General features: G+C 69.0%; 11 protein-coding genes. 3 read left to right on the forward strand and 8 right to left on the reverse strand.

The window, feature by feature from the left end; translation table 11 throughout:
- Nucleotides 1-582: 582 nt before the first annotated feature.
- The 6 genes from CEK68_RS00125 to CEK68_RS00150 form a co-directional block, all read right to left on the reverse strand.
- Entirely contained in the window at nt 583-3,111 is a 2,529-nt protein-coding gene (locus tag CEK68_RS00125) for a glycoside hydrolase family 3 C-terminal domain-containing protein (protein WP_226977702.1), read from the reverse strand.
- Between the two features lie 200 nt (nt 3,112-3,311).
- Nucleotides 3,312-6,011: a glycoside hydrolase family 2 protein gene (locus CEK68_RS00130; protein WP_152238155.1), complete on the reverse strand. Its 2,700-nt coding sequence runs from the start codon at nt 6,009-6,011 to the stop codon at nt 3,312-3,314.
- A gap of 16 nt (nt 6,012-6,027) precedes the next feature.
- A complete protein-coding gene (locus CEK68_RS00135) occupies nt 6,028-8,520 on the reverse strand; it encodes a family 20 glycosylhydrolase (RefSeq protein WP_152238156.1) in 2,493 nt (830 codons plus the stop codon).
- Nucleotides 8,521-8,639: 119 nt separating this feature from the next.
- Nucleotides 8,640-9,698 (reverse strand): glycosyl hydrolase family 18 protein, encoded by a 1,059-nt coding sequence (locus tag CEK68_RS00140; RefSeq protein ID WP_152238157.1) that lies wholly within the window; start codon nt 9,696-9,698, stop codon nt 8,640-8,642.
- Nucleotides 9,698-11,392 (reverse strand): alpha-L-fucosidase, encoded by a 1,695-nt coding sequence (locus CEK68_RS00145; RefSeq protein ID WP_152238158.1) that lies wholly within the window; start codon nt 11,390-11,392, stop codon nt 9,698-9,700. The genes CEK68_RS00140 and CEK68_RS00145 overlap by 1 nt, the downstream gene beginning before the upstream one ends.
- 99 nt (nt 11,393-11,491) lie before the next feature.
- Nucleotides 11,492-14,152 (reverse strand): TonB-dependent receptor, encoded by a 2,661-nt coding sequence (locus CEK68_RS00150; protein WP_152238159.1) that lies wholly within the window; start codon nt 14,150-14,152, stop codon nt 11,492-11,494.
- Between the two features lie 873 nt (nt 14,153-15,025).
- Between CEK68_RS00150 and CEK68_RS00155 the strand changes: the two genes are divergently transcribed.
- The gene (locus CEK68_RS00155; RefSeq protein WP_152238160.1) at nt 15,026-16,048 is read left to right on the forward strand and encodes a glucokinase family protein; all 1,023 of its coding nucleotides are present in this window, start codon (nt 15,026-15,028) and stop codon (nt 16,046-16,048) included.
- A 139-nt stretch (nt 16,049-16,187) separates the two neighbouring features.
- Here CEK68_RS00155 and CEK68_RS00160 read toward each other — a convergent pair whose 3' ends face one another.
- Nucleotides 16,188-16,919, reverse strand: a complete 732-nt coding sequence (locus CEK68_RS00160) for a 16S rRNA (uracil(1498)-N(3))-methyltransferase (protein WP_152238161.1) — start codon at nt 16,917-16,919, stop codon at nt 16,188-16,190.
- The gene (gene bioA, locus CEK68_RS00165; RefSeq protein WP_152238162.1) at nt 16,910-18,301 is read right to left on the reverse strand and encodes an adenosylmethionine--8-amino-7-oxononanoate transaminase; all 1,392 of its coding nucleotides are present in this window, start codon (nt 18,299-18,301) and stop codon (nt 16,910-16,912) included. The genes CEK68_RS00160 and bioA overlap by 10 nt, the downstream gene beginning before the upstream one ends.
- Nucleotides 18,302-18,375: 74 nt before the next feature.
- Here bioA and nudE point away from each other — a divergent pair, with 74 nt between their 5' ends.
- A complete protein-coding gene (nudE, locus tag CEK68_RS00170) occupies nt 18,376-18,930 on the forward strand; it encodes an ADP compounds hydrolase NudE (protein ID WP_026143746.1) in 555 nt (184 codons plus the stop codon).
- Nucleotides 18,927-19,727, forward strand: a complete 801-nt coding sequence (cysQ, locus tag CEK68_RS00175) for a 3'(2'),5'-bisphosphate nucleotidase CysQ (protein ID WP_017912917.1) — start codon at nt 18,927-18,929, stop codon at nt 19,725-19,727. The genes nudE and cysQ overlap by 4 nt, the downstream gene beginning before the upstream one ends.
- The last annotated feature ends 105 nt before the right edge of the window (nt 19,728-19,832 follow it).

Genomic DNA, 19,832 nt, shown 5'->3' on the forward strand with positions numbered 1-19,832 from the left:
GCCGCTGCGTTCCTGGAAGGCAGACACGGTGGACGGAAGGCGCGCACGCTCGGACCGCACGTCGGAGGGCGTGCGAACAGGACAGAGCGAACGGCGACCGACGCGAGGCGTCTGCCGGCTGGGCGGACCGTTAGATGGCGATCAGTGGCGTGGCGGCGAGTAGCCGGCGATGCACTTGGAGCGCGAACGCAGCGCGCTCAGCTTGTAGCGACGGGTCATGCGCAGCGGCCCCCATGCGTGCCCGCGCGGAACGCGGACGACAGGCAGGGCGCTGGAACTCCGGCGAGGCATCGATCCTGGCTGCGACGACTGCATGACATGGCACATCACCCCTGGAACTGCCCTGGAAAACGCCGCAAGTGCTGCGGCGTTCGGCGCGTCTGGCATCGTCGATGCGCGGCACCGACGTGTTATCGATACCTCTGTCCCGGAAGACTGTCAATAGGTCGTGAAAAATAAATTAGCAGGACGCTGGAACGTGCGGGGATGGCGCCCGGCGGCGGCAGCGCGCCGGGCCGTTACGCTGCACCGCCGCATGCGCTGGCGCATTTCGTAGACAGGGGCCGTGGGCGGCCCCGTCGCTCACTTCGGCAGGGCCATGCGCCCGCTGATCGAGAACGCCGCGTCCTCACCGGGGGCGCCGGTGCCCGGCTGACCACCACCGACGAACAGCCGGTAGTCGCCGGCTTCCACCGCGCGCTGGCCGCTGCGGTCGACGTCGCTGAGCTGGCGCGGGTCCAGCGCGAAGCGCAGCGTGCGCGCCTCGCCCGGCTGCAGGTGCACGCGCTGGAAGCCGACCAGGCTGCGCAGCGGCGACTGCGCGCGTTGCGGGTATTGCAGGTAGACCTGCACCACCTCGTCGCCGGCGCGCGCGCCGGTGTTGCGCACGGTGGTGCTCACCTGCAGCGGCTGGCCGGCCTGCAGCGTCGCGGTCGACAGCTGCGGCGCGTCGTAGGCGAACTGGGTGTAGCTCAGCCCGTAGCCGAACGGGAACAGCGGCTCACCCTTGAAGTAGCGATACGTGCGGCCCTTCATGTCGTAGCTGACGTAGGGCGGCAGGTCCTTGGTCGAGCGGTAGAAGGTCACCGGCAGGCGCCCGCCGGGGTTGATGTCGCCGGCCAGCGCCTGGGCGATCGCGGTGCCGCCGGACTGGCCCGGATACCAGGCGGCGATGATCGCGTCGGCATGCTGCTTGGCCCAGTTCAACGCCACCGCGCTGCCGCTCATCAGCACCACGACGAGTGGTTTGCCGCTGGCCTTGGCCCGTTCCAGCAACGCCTGCTGCGCGGCCGGCAGGGCCAGGTCGTTGCGGTCGCCGCCGTCGAAGCCGGGCACGTCGATGCGCAGTTCCTCGCCTTCCACGTCCGGCGACAGGCCGACGAAGGCCACCACCGCGTCGGCCTGTGCCACCGCGCGTTCGGCCTCGGCCAACTGCAGCGCCGGCGGCGCCAGCCACTCCAGGCGCAGGCCCTGGTCCTGGCCACGGTGTTCCAGCTCCAGGCGGATGCGCCGCGGCCGCGCGTCGTCGAAATGCAGCACGGTCTCGACGTTGCGGCCGTCGGCGTTGTGCATGCCGGCTGGCACGTGCTTGTCCTCGGCGTTGCCGGCCACCACCAGTTGGTCGTCGATGTACAGGCGCACGGGATCGTGGCCGGCGCAGTCGAAGCAGCGCGCCACCCGCACCGCCAGGGTGTAGTCGCCCGCGCCGGGCGGCAGCAGTTCGCCGCTCCAGCGCACCGAGTAGCGATCCTTGTCCACGCCCTTGGCCGGGGCCACGTGGTCCCAGTTGAAGCCGACCACGCGGTCCTGGCGCTGCACGCGCGGGGTGCCGGCCAGGTCCAGGTTGTCGAAGTACTCGCCGCGCAGCCCGGGCTTGCCGTCGCTGCGCAGGGCGGTCTCGGGGATCATGCCGGGCACGCCGGCGGCCAGCGGCGCGCCCTGCGCATAGGCGACCTGGGCGGCGCCGAAGCGCGTGCGCAGGCCCTGCAGCGGCGTCACCGGTTGCACCGAGGTGCCCTGGTAGTTGGCTTCCAGCGCGGCCAGCGCATCGGCGTTGGGGCCGAGCACGGCCAGGCGCAGGCCCGGGCGCAGCGGCAGGGTGGCGTTGGCGTTCTTCAGCAGCACCAGCGATTGCTGCGCGGCCTGCAGCGCCAGCGTGCGGTGCGCGGCGCTGTCGATGTCCCTGGCGCCCAGCCGCGCATACGGATCGTTGCGCTGCGGCTGCAATTCGCCGAGCCGGTAGCGCGCGGCGAACAGGCGCACCAGCGAGCGGTCGAGCAGGGCTTCGTCGGCTTCGCCGCGGTCGAAGGCGATGCCGAGCTCGCGGTAGGCGTAGCCGCAGTTCAGATCGTGCCCGGCCTTGAGTGCGGCCGCGGACGAGCCGGCGTTGTCGGGGCGGTAGTAGTGGAACTGGGTCATGTCGTCGATCGCATCGCAATCGGACACGACGAACCCCTTGAAGCCCCAGTCGCCGCGCACGCGGCCGTCGAGCAGCCAGTCGGCGGCGCAAGCGGGTGTGCCGTGTAGCGAGTTATACGCGCACATCACCGAGCCGGCCTGGCCGTCGACGATGGCGGCGCGGAACGCCGGCGAATAGGTCGCCTCGAAATCGTGCGGCGACACGTCCACGTCGAAACCGTGGCGGCCCGGTTCCGGCCCGCTGTGCACGGCCAGGTGCTTGGGCGTGGCGATGGTGCGCGGGTGCGCCGGATCGTCGCCCTGCAGGCCGTGGATGAAGCCGACCGCCAGCCGCCCGGTGAGGTAGGGATCCTCGCCGTAGGTCTCCATGCCGCGGCCCCAGCGCGGGTCGCGGAAGATGTTGATGTTGGGCGACCAGATGGTCAGCCCGGCGTAGCGCGGATGGTCCTTGCCGGGCCCGCCGGCGAGGTTGAACTTGGCCCGCGCCTCGGTGGAGGTGACGGTGCCGACGTCGTGCAGCAGTTCGGCGTTCCAGGTCGCGGCCAGGCCGATCGCCTGCGGGAACACCGTGGCCTCGCCGTTGCGGGCGATCCCGTGCAGGCCCTCGCTCCACCACTCGTAGGCCGGCACGCCCAGGCGCGGGATCGCCGGCGCAGCGTTCATCGCCTGCGCGATCTTCTCGGCGCGGGTCATCTTCGCCACCAGCGCGGCGGCACGGTCCTCGGCCTCGTCGGCATGGGCGAGCGGGGCGGCGAGCAGGCCGATCGCACACAGCGCCAGGTAGAGGCGCTTTTGTGGGAGGGACTTCCGTCCCGACGCTTTACCGGTAACGCCCCGTCGGGACTGAAGTCCCTCCCACAAGGTGACGCCCGCCCGCGACATCGGCTTGCCCATCACTTCGCCTCCGCCGGCTCGGCCGGCGCACCGGCCAGGGTCCCGCCCAGATCGCGCACCTGCAGCGCCGCGCGCACCTGCTCCAGGGTGGCGCTGCTGTGCACGCGCACGGTCAGCGGCTCGCCCGGCAGCAGGTCGAAGGCGTTGTCGGACAGGGTCACGTCGAGGTCGCCGAAGCTCAGCCACACCTGCGCCGCAAGCGTGGCGCTGCTCAGGGTCAGCGCGTAGCCGTCGCCATCGGCGCGCAGCTCGCTGCGGATGTCGGCCTGCGGCCACTGCAGGCGCTTGGCCGCGTCGAAGTACACCAGGGTGCGCGACAGCACGCGCTCGCCGTCGAGCAGCTCGAACACCGCCACGCTGCGGCGCGGATCGGCGCGGCGCAGCAACTGCGCATCGCTGAAACTGCCCACGCGCACGCTGGACAGCGGCGCCAGGGTCACCGGCTTCTCGGTCTTGCTCAGCACCTTGCCGGCCAGGTCCATCACCCGCATGCGCCAGCGCGCGGCCAGCGGCGTGGTGCGGTCGGAGACCAGCGACACGGTGGTGTGGCCCTTGTCGTCGCGCAGTGCGGCGATCAGTTCCGGCGCGTAGAAGCGGCGCGCATGGTACTGCAGCGCCTTCCAGCGGCCGAAGTAGTCCAGGCTCGACCACGACGCGCCGGGCCACACGTCGTTGAGCTGCCAGTACAGCGAGCCCATCGATTGCGGCCGCGAGGCGCGCAGGTGTTCGGCGGCCAGGGTGATGCCCTCGGCCTGCATGATCTGGCTCAGGTAGACGAAGCTGGCGAAGTCCTTGGGCTCGCCGAACGCACGGCGGATGTACAGCAGCAGGCGCTGGTTGCCGTTGCCCTTGTCGAACTTCTGGTGCGCGCGCATCACCGGCGATTCCGGCTGCAGGTCGCCGGGTTCGGCGAAGGCGCGGATGGTGCGCATCTCGGGGAACGACTGCAGGCCGTATTCGGACATGAAGCGCGGGGTCACGTTGAGGTACTCGGTGACCGGCAGCGCCGGGCCGCCCCAGACCTTCCAGTAATGCATGTCGCCGTCGTCGGGCTGGTCGGCGGCGCCGTCGAAATCGGTACCCGGCGAGGTCGCCCAGTACGGGGTGTCGCTGTCGTACTTCTGTACCGCCTCGCGCAGCACCGTGCCGAACAGCGTGGTCATGCCGCGGACGATGCGCTCGCGCTCTTCCGGGTCGATCGACTGCTTGAACTTGATGCGGTCGCCCCAGTTCTCCCAGCCGGTCTGCACTTCGTTGTTGCCGCACCAGATGACGATGCTGGGGTGATCGCCGAGGCGCCGCACCTGCTCCTCGGCCTCGGCGCGGGTGTTCTCGCGGAACGCGACGTCGTAGGGCGGGATGGCGCCGCCGAACATGAAGTCCTGCCAGATCATGATGCCCAGGCGGTCGGCATCCTCGTAGAAGCTGTCAGGCTGGTAATGGCCGCCGCCCCACATGCGCAGCATGTTCATGTTGGCGTCGCGCGCGGACTGCAGGAAGCCGCGCATGCGCGCGGCGTCGACGCGGGTGGGGAAGCTGTCGAACGGAATCAGGTTGGCGCCCTTGGCGAACACCGGGATGCCGTTGACCACGAGGGCGAAGCTCTTGCCCCACTGGTCCTTCTCGCGGCGCAACTCGACGCTGCGCAGGCCGGTAACGCGCTGCGCCTCGAAGCGCTCGCCCGCGGCATCGCGCAGCTGCGCCTTGAACGTGTACAGGTCCTGGCGGCCGTAGCCGGCCGGGAACCAGCGCTGCGGCTTGGCGATGCGTACCGGCACGGTCAGGGTGTTGGCGCCCGGGTCGACGACCGCGCGCTGGCTGAACTGGCCGACACGCTGGCCGTCGGGGCCGAGCACGTCCAGGTCCAGTTGCACCTCGCCGCTGCGGCCGGCCTGCACCTGCAGCTGTGCCAGCAGTTGCGCCGCGTCGGCGTCGACGCGCTGCTGGGCGATGCGCAGGCCGTCCACGCGCAGTTCGTCCCAGGCTTCCAGGCGCACGCCCTGCCAGATGCCGGCGGTGACGATGCGCGGGCCCCAGTCCCAGCCGAAGTTGTAAGGCGCCTTGCGCACGTAGGTGGAGCTGTGCCGCGCCACCGGTTCGTCGCCGAACGCCGAATCGTAGGCGCCGGGCAGCGCGTACGGCTGCTTGGACAGCCACGGCTGGATCTTCTTGATCGGCGAGGCGATGCGCACTTCCAGCACGTTGTCGCCGCGCTTGAGCAGCGGTTTTGCGTCGACCCGCCACTGCCGGAACATGTTGTCGGCGGCGAGCAGCTTCTTGCCGTTGAGGTAGACCTCGGCGAAGGTGTCCAGCCCGTCGAACACCAGTTCCAGGTGCGGGCGCGCCAGCAGGGCCGCGTCGACCTGGAAATGGGTCTGGTACTGCCAGTCGCTGAGCCCGGCCCACTGGATCTGCGCTTCGTTGTCGCGATAGAACGGATCGGGCACCACCCCGGCGGCGATCAGGTCGGTCTGCACCGTGCCCGGCACCTGCGCCGGCAGCCACTGCGCCGCCTTCGGGTGCGCCTTGGCGTTGGCGTCGCCCGGCGCCAGCCGCACCTGCCAGCCTTGTTGCAGCGACAGTGTCGCCGGCGCCGCCGCCTGGCCCAGCGCCGGCAAGGCCAGCGCCAGCAGCAGCCCGAGGCGGGCAGGAAGGCGCGTGCGCGACGCGGAACGGGGGCGGCGGGGCGGCAGGGTCATGCGAGGGTCTCCGTGGTCAGTGCGCGGCGGCGGGGGGCGCCTGCGCCGCGGTGTCGATCAGATGGACGGCGCCGATGGCGTAGTACGGGCCGGCGATGGGCGCGGTGGAGCGCAGGCACAGGTCGTGCACGCCGGTCTGCCTGGGCAGCCGCGCTTCCAGCGCGAACTGGTCGCCCAGGGTCTTGCCGGCCGGCAGCGGCAGCCGCGCCAGCAGCTTGCCCTTGCAGTCGCCCAGCCGCACTTCGAACTCGCCGCGCGGGCTGTGCGCCGGGTAGCGCTTGACCTTGGCCTGGTCGTGCGCCAGCCCGTAGTTGCGCGCCAGGCGGGCGGCGTCGATGCGGATGCGGTCGATGCCGTCCAGCCGCGCGTCGGCGTAGCGCCAGCAACTGGTGAACAGGTCGATGTTGAACACCGGCGTGTCCTGGTCGGCCAGGTCCGGCAGCAGCGGCACGCGCAGGCCCAGCTCGCCGCCTTCGCACGAAGCCAGGCCCTGGGTATCGCGGCTGAGCAGGTTGGCGCGGTCGAGGATGCGGCTGCGCGGCGCGGCCAGCAGGCGGCCGTCGTCGGCGTAGGTGGCCGCGCGCACGGTCACCGGCAGGGTCACCGCGAACGGCGCGGTGTAGCGCGGCGAGTCGGCCTTGGGCTCGCTGCCGTCGGTGGTGTAGCGGAAGTTGCCGAACTTGGCCTGGTTGCCCAGCACCACGGTGGCCTTCCCGCTGTCCAGCGCGGCGTTGTCGCCGCCCTGCACGGCGATGTCCGCGGCGAAGGCGCCGTCGCCGTAGGCGATGCCCTGCAGGCGGTAGCGGTCCAGCTGCGTCGGCATGCGCTGCAGGAAGCCGTTCCAGTCGCGTGCGGCCATCGGCGACCAACCCGCCTCGGCCACCGCGCTCAGTCGCGGGAACAGCGCATGGTCGATATGCCAGGTGGAGGGGATGTACTCGCTCCACAGCGCCGTCTGCACGCCGAGCACGTGCTTGCTCTCCTCGGCGCTGAGCGCCGCCGGCACCGGGTCGAAGCCATAGACCTTCTGCAGCGGCAGCGTGGCCAGGCGGCCGTTGGGCTCGTCGTTGCGCGCGCTCTGCAGATTGTCCAGGTACATCCAGCCGGCCGGTGCCAGCACCACGTCGTGGCCTTGCTTGGCGGCGGCGACCGCGCCGTCCACGCCGCGCCAGGACATCACCGAGGCGCTCGCCGGCAACCCGCCTTCCAGGATCTCGTCCCAGCCGATCAGGCGCCGCTGGTGCTGGGTGAGGTAGTCGGCCAGTTGCTGGTTGAACCAGCCCTGCAACGCGTGCGCGTCCTTGATGCCGAGCTTGCGCATCTGCGCGCGCACCGTCGGCGAGCGTTCCCACTGGTCCTTGACCGCTTCGTCGCCGCCGATGTGGATGTACGGCGAGGGGAACAGCTGCAGCACTTCATCCAGCACGCCGCGGATGAAGGTCATGCTCTTGTCGTTGGTGTTGAACAGGTACGGATTGACGCCCCAGTCCACCGACACCTTGGGCCGCTGCCGGGTCACCCCGACCAGTTCCGGATAGGCCGCCACCGCCGCCTGTGCGTGCCCGGGCATGTCCAGTTCCGGCACGATGGTGATGTGGCGTTCGGCGGCGTAGGCCACCAGGTCGCGGATCTGGTCCTGGGTGTAGAAGCCGCCGTAGCGATCGGGCAGGCCGTGGGTGCCCGCGCCGGGCGGGGTGCGCCAGGCGCCGATCTCGGTGAGCTTGGGATAGCGCTTGATCTCGATGCGCCAGCCCTGGTCGTCGGTCAGGTGCAGGTGCAGCACGTTGAGCTTGTGCTGGGCCATCGCGTCGAGCAGGCGCTTGACCGTGTCGGGGCTGTGGAAGTGCCGCGCCACGTCGAGCAGCACGCCGCGCCAGCCGAAGCGCGGCCAGTCGCGGATATGCACCTGCGGCACGTCCACCTCGCCCTTGCCGGCGTCCGGGGTCATCAACTGCCAGGCGCTGATCGCGCCGTAGAACAGGCCGCGCTCCTCGCGCGCCTGGATCAGCATGGTGCGCGGGTCCACGTCCAGCGTGTAGCCCTCGGCCTGCGCGACCTCGGTATTGGGATTGAGCTGCAGGCGGATGCTGCCGTCGGCGGGGATGGTCTCCGCACGCACCTCCAGCGACAGGCCGCGGGTCTTGCTCAGCAATTGCGACAGTTGCTGCGCGACGCGCTGCGCGCCGGCGTCGTCGAGAGGCACCGACAGCACGGCGCCGGTGCCGATGGTCAGGGTGCCGCCGTCGCGCTCGGCCTTGGCCGGCGCCGGGATCAACGGCAGCGGCGTCTTGTCGTCGTCGTCATCGTGTTTCGGGGCCGGCGGCGGCGCTGCGGCAGGCTTGGCCGCGGGCGCCGGCGCTGGCGGCGGAGTGCGGTCGCAGCCGCCGAGCAGGCTGCCACAGGCGAGCAGGGACAACCCCAGCCAGGCGTTGCGGGAGGCCGCCGCGATGCGCGCGGCGGCGGGCATCGGGCGGTGCGGCAATCGGGGGTGTGCACCCACTGCAGTCATCGGTCTACCTCAAGCGATCGAGATGCGTATCGTAGAGGCTGTGAGGTAGCCTGAGGTGAGCGCGGCGCGTTCGCTGCGCGCCGCGTGCCCCCCGTGTCGCATCCCGGTCGTGTGGCCGCTCAGCGCGCCGCGGTCGGCAGTTCGTCCCAGACCTTGGGATCTTCGGCGCCCAGTACCCAGCAGCTGAAGCCTTCCAGGCCGTACTGCTTGGTCAGCTCGTAGCGGGCGCGGAAGCTGCGCGCATCCGGGCGGAACACCCATTCGCGCATGTCGTCGCGGTAGAAGTAGAACCACGACTCCTGCTCCACCGGGTCCCATTGCACGGTGGCATGCTGCTCTTCCGCCAGCGGGAACGATTCGTCGGCATCGATGTAGTCGGCGGTGATGTTCGAGGCCTCGGTGCCGTCGGCCTTGACCGGATTGCCGGTGTACCAGCGGTAGCCATAGGTGGCGATGCCCAGCGACAGCTTGTCCTTCGGCACCTGGGTCAGCGCGTAGTCCAGGTGCTTCTTCATCCACACCATGCCGTCCACCGGGCCGGGCGCGGTCCAGCGGGTGTGCTGGTCGTAGGTCATCAGGCTGATCAGGTCGGCCGAGGCGCTCAGCGCCTTGAGGTCGTAGGCGCCGCGCCAGTACTCCCACATCCACTTGGCGAACGCGCCGCCTTCGGCATAGCCGGGCGCGTTCGGCACCACCGCCACCGACAGCTTGAAGCCGGCCTTGTGCAGCGCCTCGGCGGTCTGCTTGACCATCAGCGAGTAGGCGTCGCGGTCGGTCCAGGCGATGCTCTCGAAATCGAACTGGAAGCCGTAGTAGCCATGCTTGCGGCCGTGGATCAGCAGCGCCTGGATCATGCGCTGCTTGGCGTCCTCATCGTGCAGCAGCTTGTGGAAGCCCTCGCGGCCGGCGGTCATCGACAGGATCGGCATCACCCGCAGCTTGTGCTGCTTGGCGATCTCGTACAGGTACATGTTCGGGGTGCCGTTGACCAGGCCGCTCTGGTCCACGCCGTACCAGGTCGGCACCACCACGTCGATCTTGTCGAGGTGGGCCAGGAACGAATTGGTCGATTTCTGCGTGTTCATCAGATAGAACAGCGCAGTCGGATTCTTGGCCATGGCCGGCCCGCAGGCCAGGGCGAGGGCGAGGGCGAACAGCAGCCCTGCGAAACGCTTCATCATCGGGAGGGATCCGTTGGCGGAGTGGGGGAGGACAGGTCGATGCGGAACACGTAGGCGTGTTCTCCCACCGGCTTGGCCGGCAGGCGCAGGTGCAGGCCGTCGGCGCGCTGCTCGAACGGCACCGGCTTGCCGTTGGCGAGCAGGGTGACGCCACGCACGCCATCGGCCGGCTTCAGCGAGCGGATCAGCGCCTGGCCGTCGACCGGCCAGCCCAGCTCGATCGCATACAGCGCGCCGTGGCCGGTGGTGAAGCGGAAATCCTCGGGCGTGTACGGCTTGGTCTTGGTGTCCTGGAAGGTGCCGCCGACCACTTCGGTCGGGCCTTCGCCGTAGCTGCGCCACGGCGTGCTGTCGTAGATCGCCTCGCCGTTGGTCTTGAGCCACTTGCCGATCGACAGCAGGATCGCGCGTTCGGTGTCCGGGATCGAGCCGTCGGCGCGCGGGCCGATGTTGAGCATCAGGTTGCCGTTCTTGCTGACCACGTCCACCAGCATGTGGATGATGAAGGTCGGCGTCTTGTAGGTGTCGTTCTCGACATAGCCCCACGAGGCGTTGCTGACCGAGGTGTCGGTCTGCCAGTGCGTGGGATGGATGCCGGTGAGCTGGCCGCGCTCGATATCGAGCGTGCCGGCACCTTCGGGGAAGGCGCCGAGCTTGTAGTTCACCACCACGCCGCCCTTGGCCGCGCCGTGGTTGTAGTAGTACGACAGCATGGTCGGCAGGGTGCCGCGGAAGGTCGGGTGCGCGATCCACCAGTCGAAATAGATCAGGTCCGGGTCGTAGCGGTCGATCAGTTCGGTGGTGCGCGCCAGCCAGTCGTCCAGCCAGGCCTGCGACACCGGGGTCCAGTCGTTGGTGACGTCGGCGTCGTCCTTGCCCGGCAGGCGGATCTGCGCCGGGCCGTACAGGCCGGCGTAGCGCGGGTCGTTGACGTCCGAGTCGAACTGGCGGCCGCCGTCGAAGAACCAGTCGTGCTCGGCGCGGTGCGAGGACAGGCCGAAATGCAGGCCCTGTGCGCGGATCGCCTTGGACAGCTCGCCGAGCACGTCGCGCTTGGGACCCATCTTGACCGCGGTCCAGTCCGACAGCTGCGAGTCGTACATGGCGAAGCCGTCGTGGTGTTCGGCCACCGGCACCACGTAGCGGGCGCCGGCATCGCGGAACAGGGTGGCCCAGGCCTGCGGATCGAACTTGGGCGCGGTGAACAGCGGGATCAGGTCCTTGTAGCCGAAGCGAGACTGCGGGCCGTAGGTTTCCCGATGGTGCAGGTAATCCTTGCTGCCCTGCTGGTACATGTTGCGCGAATACCACTCGTTGCCGAAGGCCGGCACCGAGAACACGCCCCAGTGGATGAAGATGCCGAACTTGGCGTTGTCGTACCAGGACGGCGAGCGGTACTGCTTGAGCGAGGTCCAGTCGGGTCGGAACGGTCCGCCGCGCGCGCCATCGTTGGCTTCGCGCACCAGCCGCGCGCGTTCGGGCGCGTATTTGGCGGTGGCCTGCAGCCACTGCTGGTCGATCTGTTCCGGACTGAGGGTGGTGGCGGTGGGCGCGGTCGGCGACGGCGCATCCGCGGCGCCGGCGGGCAGGGCCGTCAGCGCGAGCATGAGGGCCAGCGCGCTGGCCAGGGTCTGGCGTGCGGCTCCGGCGTGGCGGGATCGGTCCGCACGGGGGCGGGTCTCGGTCGTCATGGAACGGCACTCCTTGTTGCAGAAGACGATGCCGGCGCCGCCGCGCCGAACACGAAAAAGCGCGCCACCGTGGAGGGACGGTGGCGCGCTGGTGCTACATCAGAACTTGAAGTTCAGCTGCGCCTGGTAGCCGCGGCCGTTCTTGTACATGCCGATCGGCGCGTACTTGACCTCGTTGTACCAGTAGTACGTCGAGTCGAGCAGGTTGGTCGCGCTGAAGCTCACGCTCATCCAGTCGTTGATCTCGTACGAGGCGGTCAGATCCAGCTGCTTGTACTCGTCGGTGAACACCTGCGAGTTCAGGCGGCCGACCTGGGTGAAGTACTTGGAGCGGTAGCTGTAGTTCAGGCGCACCATCCACGGACCGTTTTCCCAGTAGGGGATCACGTTGTAGGTGTTCTTCGACAGGTACGGCAGGTTCAGGCCGGTGCTGGCGTCGGCGGTGGCGTAGGTGTAGTTCGCCTGCAGACCGAAGCCGTAGCCGAAGGCCTGCTGGTAGTTCAGCGAGGCGCCCTTGACCTTGGCGTCGGAGGCGTTGATCGGCGAGGTCACCGTGAACAGGCCGCTCACGCCGCTCACCGCATCGGTCAGCTGCTGCTGCGAGGTGGTGGTGACGATGTACGAGCTGATGTCGCGATAGAACAGTTCCGCCGACAGCATGCTGGACGGGGCGAAGTACCACTCGGCGGCCAGATCGTAGTTGGTCGACTCGTAGGGCTTCAGGTCCGGGTTGCCGCCGCTGGCGGTCAGGTTGCCGTTGCTGCTGTTGATGGTGAACGAGCCGGCCAGGTCGCCGTAGCGCGGACGCGCCATCACCTTGGCCACGGAGAAGCGCAGCACCTTGTCGGTATCCAGATCGTAGGCCAGGTTGAAGCTCGGCAGCGGCTTGTAGTACTGCTTGCTCACCTGGGTCTGGTTGTAGGTGGCGCCGCCATCGGCGCTCTGCCAGTACAGCGACTTGTCCTTGGTGTCGACATAACGCACGCCCAGGTTGCCGCGCCACGCGCCGGACTCGAAGTTCAGCTGCGCGTACAGGTCGCTGGTGATTTCCTTGACGTCGAACGAGGAGCCGTAGTCGCGGTTGTACGGACCCTGCGGCTGCCCGCGCAGGTAGCTGATCACCGAGTTGAGGTTGGCGGTCGGCCAGTTGGTCAGGTCGCCGCTGGCGCCCAGGCCGTCGTACAGACCGCTCGGGGTGGTGCCGGGGCTGAAGTCGGTCAGCGAAATCGCATTGGTGGTGTTGATGCGGTTGCCGCGGGCGTCGACGCCGTTGTCGTGGTTGATGTACTTGTAGCCGAGCTGCAACTTGTTCAGCGGGCCCCAGTCCAGATCGCGGGCGGCGTCGAACTGGAAGTACTTCTCCTTGTCCGTGCTCTTGGCGTAGTAGATGCCGCCGGCCTGCATCGCCGAAGCGGCGGTGGAACCGGGCGCCAGGCCGGCCGGCGAACCGACCAGACCCCAGTTGGCGGCACTGGCGTTGTCGTAGTTGACGTCGGTGTGGCTGCCGTCGTAACCGAAGTTGTAGCCACCGTCCTTCAGCAGGAACTTCATCAGGTATTCGGGGTTCTTGCCGCCGGTGGCCTCGGTGGTGCCGACCTGCGAGGTGAACACCCACTTGTCGCCGTAGAAGTCGTGGCGCAGGTTCAGGCTCTTGGTGGTGACGGTGCTTTCGCGGTAGTTGGTGTCCAGCTGCGCATACGGCTGCTTGCCGTTGCCGGCGCCATCGGTGACCGTGGCCTGGGTGACGTAGCCGTTCTGCACGGTCGCGCTGGTGATCTTGTCCTGGTCGCCGCAGCCCGGGCAGACGTAGCGCGATTCGCTGAAGTTGTTGTACTTGCCCTTGATGTAGATGCCGGTCAGGTTGAACTCGTTCTGATCGTTCGGCTTCCACTGCAGCGCGCCCTGCAGGCCGTTGCGCTCGCGGGTCTGCTGGAAGAAGGCGCTGTTGATGCCCACCGGGATCTTGGCGGTCGCGACGTTACCGCCGTCGCCGGAGATGCGCGCGGTCGGCGGGATGCCGGCGCCGGTGTTGTAGCCGAAGAACTCGATGCCGGCGCGCGACAGATCCTGCTTGTCGTGGGTGGCGGAGATCAACGCGCCGAAGGTCTCGTCGTCGTTCTTCCAGCTCCACAGCGCCGAACCGCGCGGATTGCCTTCTTCCGAACGGTCGTTGTAGTTGTAGCCGATCGAGCCGCGGATGGTGTTCTTCGGCAGGTCCAGCGGCTTGCGGGTGTGCACGATCACGGTGCCGCCGATCGAGCCTTCGTCGATGCGGGCTTCCGGGGTCTTGTAGACCTCCATCAGGCCGATGATTTCCGGCGACAGCAGGGTGTAGTTGAAGGTGCGGCCGCTGGTGTCGGTCGGGTTGCCGCCCCAGTCGCCCGAGGCGATGGTCTGGCCATTGAGCAGCACGCGGTTCAGCGCCGGGTCGGTGCCGTTGATGCTGACCTTCTCGCCTTCGCCGAACTGGCGGTCCACGCTGATGCCCGGCAGGTGCGCCAGCGACTCGGCGGCATTGGTGTCCGGGAACTTGCCGATGTCCTCGGCGCTGATAGCATCGACGATGGAGTTGGCCGAGCGCTTCACCGACTGGCTCTTCTCCAGCGAGGCGCGGTAACCGGTGACGGTGATGGCATCCAGCTGCTGGACGTTCTTGGAATCCGCGTTGGCGGAAGCGGGCGCTTCCTGCGCGGCGGCGTTACCGGACAGGTACAGCGCGGCCATGATGCTGAGGGCTAAGGTAGTGGTGCGGCTATTCATTGGCTAAACCTCTGGGTGAGTACTTGGGCATGAGGTGCCAACCGATGTTCCGGCGTGCTGGCCGCTGCCCGGCCTTGTGGATGGCGCCGCGCCTGGTGGCGCTGCGCGGATCGCATCTCGATGCGCGTCGTCCGGTCGCTGACGCGGAAGTAGCCAACCGGCGGCATCGAGGGCGCCAGTCCTTCCTGTGTTCCTGCAGGTAACAACCAAGTCCAGCAATACAGCAGTGCACCTTGTCGCCTGATCCGGACGCCGCTGCGTCCGGCCCGGCTCGGGGCGTGGTTTCGTCGGTTCGGGGATGCCGGTCGCAGCGTCAGCGCGCGTCCTGCCACTTGGCGCGGGAGGAGCGGCGATGCGTCGCTGTGTCTGAATCCCCTGAACGTGGCATGTCTTGAAGTTGTAAAACTTGTGTGAGCCGAGTCTGTCGTAGCGCTGACAGCGTTGTCAACACCCGTTTCACGTGGTTTTGACGAATGCAAGCAAGGCTCGCCGCGGCATCTTTCCGGAGGCTTTCGCGGCCCTTCCGCCGCGTCTCCTAGGTGCTTGTCTACAAAAGAAAACATGCCCGCGGATGGGTGCAACGGGCCTGCGTTGGCCGCGAGGCCCTGGTGTGGCAGGCGCTGCCGGTTGGCCGGGCGTGTGGCAGAAATTTGTGCAATGCGGCGAAATTTTGCGACGGATGTTCACCCATGCAACGCGCCATGCGATCGACCACTCGAACGGCCGGGCGATCCGGCCGACGAAGTCGCAGTGGTGAAGACAAAACGACAAACGGGTGAAATTCACCTTGACAACGTTGTCAAGGTGGTCCGACACTCGATCGATCAATCTGCCGAATCGGCGTGCGCCTGCTCTGGCGCAACGGGAGAAGATGTGTCCGCAAGCAGTTCATCAGTGGCAGCGGCCGTGCCGCGCGCCGAGCCCTTCATTGCTGCCGATGTCGGCGGAACCCATGTCCGGATCGGCCTGGTCGCACGCGCTGCCGGTGCCGGCCCGGCGCCGTCCGTCGATGTGCTGGACTATCGCAAATACCGCTGCGCCGATTACCCCGGTCTGGCCGAGATCATCGGCGAGTTCCTGGGCCAGGTGCAGGGGCCGAAGCCGACCCGTGGGGTGATCGCCAGCGCCGGTTACGCGCTCGAAGATGGTCGCGTCATCACCACCAATCTGCCGTGGACGCTGTCGCCGCCGGAAATTCGCGAGCGCCTGGGCATGAAGGCACTGCATCTGGTCAACGATTTCGAAGCGGTGGCGTATGCGGCCGCGTCGATGGACGCCAGCGAAGTGCTGCATCTGACCGGGCCGCGCAAGGCGCAGCGCGGGCCTGCGCTGGTGATCGGTCCGGGCACCGGTCTCGGCGCCGCGGTGTGGATTCCGACTCAGGGCGGCGCCATGGTGCTGGCCACCGAGGCCGGCCATGCCGCGCTGCCGATCGGCAACGATCTGGAACTGGCGCTGGCGCAGCGGCTGTTGCGCGATCGCTCCTATGTGCCGATGGAGCATTTCCTGTCCGGCCCGGGCCTGCTCAATCTCTATCGCGTGCTGTGCGAGCTGCGTGGCGCCACGCCTGCGCATGCCGCACCGAGCGACATCACCGCGGCTGCACTGGCCGGCGACGATGCGCTCGCGCACGAGGCGCTCTCCGCGTTCTGCGGCCTGCTCGGCAGCGTGGTCGGCGACATGGCCCTGCTGTACGGCGTGCAGGGCGGCGTCTACCTGGCCGGCGGCTTCCTGCCGCAGATCGGCGCGTTCCTGTCCGCCAGCAGCTTCGTCGAGCGCTACTTGAACAAGGGCGCGATGCGTCCGGCGCTGGAGCAGATCCCGGTGAAGCTGGTCGAGCATGGCCAGCTCGGGGTGATCGGCGCGGCGAACTGGTTCCTGCAGCAGCGCCACTGAGTGGCCCGGCGCGGCGGCGTCCCGCGATGCGGGCGCGGCGCGCCTGGCGTACCGGAGCGCGTCGACACATATATATGTCCCACGCCAGCGGCGCCTGCGTTGCGGCGCCGCTGTCTACAGCGTCATCGCTTGCCTGAACTCACAGGTCGCCGTGGTGTGCCTGCAGCGCCGCGATCGCGGCCAGGCCGGCGGTTTCGGTGCGCAGGATGCGCGGCCCCAGACGCAGGCCGACGAAGCCGGCGGCCTCCAGCGTGGCGCGGTCGCGCGGCGACCAGCCGCCTTCCGGGCCGATCGCGATCGTCGCCGCAGCGCCGCCGATGGTCAGCGACCGCAGGCGGTGGTCGCCCTGCGGATCCAGGATCAACCGGCACGGGCTGTCCGCCGCGGCGCGCGCCGCATCGGCCAGCGCCAGCGGCGCGCTCAGCTGCGGCACGCGTGCGCGGCCGGATTGTTCGCAGGCCGAGATCACCACGCTGCGCCAGTGCGCCACGCGCTTGTCCACCCGCGCCGCATCCAGCTTCACTTCGGTGCGTTCGGCCCACACCGGCATGATCGCGGCGACGCCGAGCTCGGTGGCCTTCTGCAGGATCAGGTCCATCTTCTCGCCGCGCGCCACGCCCTGCAGCAGGGTGATTGCCAGTGGCGACTCGTTGTCGACCGGCTGCGCCGCGCCGATGCGCACGCTGGCGTTGCGCTTGCCGGCCTGCAGCAGGTCGGCGGGGTAATCGCAGCCGTCGCCGTTGAACAGCACGCAAGGATCGCCCTCGCGCAGCCGCAGCACGCGCAGCAGGTGGTTGGCGACGTCTTCCGGCAGGCTCAGCTCGGCGCCGGCGTGCAGCGGCAACTCCACATGGCAGCGGGTCAGGCGCATGCCACCGCCTCGTCGATCGCCGCCAGCGTGGTCTCCGCCAGCAGCGTCAACTGCTCGGCGTCCACGCAGTACGGCGGCATCCAGTACAGCACGTCGCCCAGTGGGCGCAGCACCACGCCGCGTTGCAGCGCGGCACGGTAGGCGTGCAGGCCCACGCGTGCGGACGCGGGGAAGGGCGTGCGCTTGTCGCCGTTGCGGGTGAGTTCGAACGCCACCACCATGCCGGCCTGGCGCACGTCGGCCACGTGCGGATGCTCGGCGAACGGCGCCGACAGCGCGCGCATGGTCTCGGCGGTGCTGCGGTTGCGCGCGATCACGTCGTCCTCCTGCAGGATCCGCAGCGACGCCAGCGCCGCGGCGCAGGCCAGCGGGTTGCCGGTGTAGCTGTGCGAATGCAGGAAGGCGCGCTCGCGGCTGTCGTCGAGGAAGGCGTCGTACAGATGCTGGGTGGCCAGCACCGCCGACAGCGGCAGGAAGCCGCCGGTCAGGCCCTTGGACAGGCACAGCAGGTCCGGCATCACCCCGGCCTGCTCGCAGGCGAACAGGGTGCCGGTGCGGCCGAAGCCAGTGGCGATCTCGTCGGCGATCAGGAACGCGCCGTTGGCGTCGCACAGTTCGCGCGCCCGCCGCAAATAGGCCGGATCGTGCATGCGCATGCCGCCGGCGCACTGCAGGCGCGGTTCCAGGATCACCGCGCAGATCTCGCCGGGATGGCGGTCGAACAGGTCGGCCAGCGCATCGGCGGCGGCATCGGCGCGTTCGCGCGCGCTCTGTCCCGGTGCTGCCTGGTACGCGTCGGGCGAAGGCGCGAACAGCGCCTCGGCCAGCAGGGGCGCGTACACCCGCCGGTACAGCGGGATGTCGCCGACCGCCAGTGCGCCGATGGTCTCGCCGTGGTAGCCGTTCTCCAGCGCGACGAAGCGGGTGCGCCCCGGTTCGCCGCGGTTCTGGAAATAGTGGAAGGCCATCTTCAGCGCCACTTCCACGCCGGCCGAGCCGTTGTCGGCATAGAACACCTTGGCCAGCGGCGCGCGCCCTTCCTGGCGCGGCGCCAGCGCCAGCAACTGCTCGGCCAGCAGCACCGCCGGTTCGTGGCTGAAGCCGGCCAGCATCACCTGCTCCAGTTGCGTGGCCTGGGCGGCGATGGCCGCGGCGATGCGCGGCTCGCCGTGGCCGAACAGATTCGTCCACCAACTGCTCACCGCATCCAGGTAGCGGCGGCCGCTGTGGTCGATCAGCCAGGCGCCTTCGCCACGGGCGATCGGGACCAGGGGCAGGGTGTCGGGGTGCTCGCGCATCTGCGTGCACGGGTGCCAGAGCACGGCCAGATCACGCGTGCGCCACGCCTCGGCCATCTGTGCTGCGGTCAGGTCTGATAGCATTTCGCGCTCATGAACAGGTTCTTCGCTCCGCGCATTCTATCGATCGACGCCGTCCGGCGCCGCAGGGTGCCGGCGTGACCCGTCGATTGCCGGTCATCCATGCCGTGCGCGAGCGCAGCGAATCGGCCGCCGAGCGCCGGGTCGAGGAGCTGGACCTGGAGTTCAGCAACGGCGAGCGCCGCGTGTTCCACCGGCTGAAGGCGCCGGGCCATGGCGCTGTGGTGGTGGTGCCGATGCTGGATGCGCAGACCGTTCTGTTGGTGCGCGAATACGCCGCCGGCGTGCACCGCTACGAACTGGGCCTGGTCAAGGGCCGCATCGACGCCGGCGAGACCCCGCTGCAGGCAGCCGACCGCGAACTCAAGGAAGAGGCCGGCTACGGCGCGCGGCAGTTGCGCGTGCTGCGCGCGATGACCCTGGCGCCGACCTACATGAGCCACCAGTCGTGGCTGGTGCTTGCACAAGATCTCTATCCCGAACGACTGACCGGCGACGAGCCGGAGGAATTGGAAGTGGTGCCCTGGAAACTGGCTGAACTGGATCAACTGATGTTGCGTGAAGATTTTTCCGAGGGGCGTTCGCTGGCGGCGCTGTTCATCGCCCGCGAGTGGCTGGGTCGCGCCGAATGATCCGTCTGACCAGTGATTTGCGCGAAACCGTGATCGCCATCGCCATCGATGCCGCCGCGGCCATCATGTCCGTCTATGCCACCGGCTTCGAGGTGGAGCACAAGGCCGATACCAGCCCGTTGACCCAGGCCGACCTGGCCGCGCATCAGATCATCGTCGAAGGCCTGGAGCGGCTGACCCCGGACCTGCCGGTGCTGTCCGAGGAATCGGCGCAGATTCCGTGGGAGGTGCGCGAGCACTGGACCACCTATTGGCTGGTCGACCCGCTCGACGGCACCCGCGAGTTCGTCAAGCGCAACGGCGAGTTCAGCGTCAACATCGCGCTGATCCACCAGGGCGCGCCGGTGTTCGGCGTGGTCCAGGCGCCGGTCGATGGCCGCGTCTGGCATGCGGTGCGCGGCGAGCAGGCGTACCGCCGCGAGGGCTTCCGCGACACCGCGCTGAATACGCGACGTCCGGCCACCGCGCCGCTGCGGGTGGCGGCGAGCCGTTCGCACCGCGATGCACGCACCGACGCGCTGCTGCAGCGCATGGGCGAGATCGAACTGGTCGCGCAGGGTTCGTCGCTGAAGTTCTGCCGCATCGCCGATGGCGACCTGGACGTGTATCCGCGCTTCGGCCCGACCTCCGAATGGGACACCGCCGCCGGGCAGTGCGTGCTGCAGGCCGCTGGCGGCGCGCTGCTGGCAGCCGCGACCGGCAAGCCGTTCCGCTACAACCGCCGCGAATCGCTGCTCAACGGCGACTTCGTGGCGCTGGGCGATGCGGCGCTGCCCTGGCGCGACTGGCTGGGCTGAGCCGCGCAGCGAGCACGCGCCGCACGGCGCGCGCTCTGCCACACTAGGCGGAAGGCGGCAGCGGTGCCGTCGCACCGGAACCCGCCCGTGACTCCAGCCCGCTAC

This window comes from Xanthomonas sp. LMG 12461 (assembly GCF_009192935.1).
GTDB lineage: Bacteria > Pseudomonadota > Gammaproteobacteria > Xanthomonadales > Xanthomonadaceae > Xanthomonas_A > Xanthomonas_A sontii.

What these genes read in the sequence shown, in the direction of transcription:
- CEK68_RS00145 (WP_152238158.1), bottom strand. Translation starts at nt 11,392, where the DNA reads ATGACGACCGAGACCCGCCCCCGTGCGGACCGATCCCGCCACGCCGGA.
- CEK68_RS00160 (WP_152238161.1), bottom strand. Translation starts at nt 16,919, where the DNA reads ATGCGCCTGACCCGCTGCCATGTGGAGTTGCCGCTGCACGCCGGCGCC.
- cysQ (WP_017912917.1), top strand. Translation starts at nt 18,927, where the DNA reads ATGATCCGTCTGACCAGTGATTTGCGCGAAACCGTGATCGCCATCGCC.
- CEK68_RS00140 (WP_152238157.1), bottom strand. Translation starts at nt 9,698, where the DNA reads ATGAAGCGTTTCGCAGGGCTGCTGTTCGCCCTCGCCCTCGCCCTGGCC.
- CEK68_RS00130 (WP_152238155.1), bottom strand. Translation starts at nt 6,011, where the DNA reads ATGACCCTGCCGCCCCGCCGCCCCCGTTCCGCGTCGCGCACGCGCCTT.
- CEK68_RS00135 (WP_152238156.1), bottom strand. Translation starts at nt 8,520, where the DNA reads ATGACTGCAGTGGGTGCACACCCCCGATTGCCGCACCGCCCGATGCCC.
- bioA (WP_152238162.1), bottom strand. Translation starts at nt 18,301, where the DNA reads ATGCTATCAGACCTGACCGCAGCACAGATGGCCGAGGCGTGGCGCACG.
- CEK68_RS00125 (WP_226977702.1), bottom strand. Translation starts at nt 3,111, where the DNA reads ATGACCCGCGCCGAGAAGATCGCGCAGGCGATGAACGCTGCGCCGGCG.
- CEK68_RS00150 (WP_152238159.1), bottom strand. Translation starts at nt 14,152, where the DNA reads ATGAATAGCCGCACCACTACCTTAGCCCTCAGCATCATGGCCGCGCTG.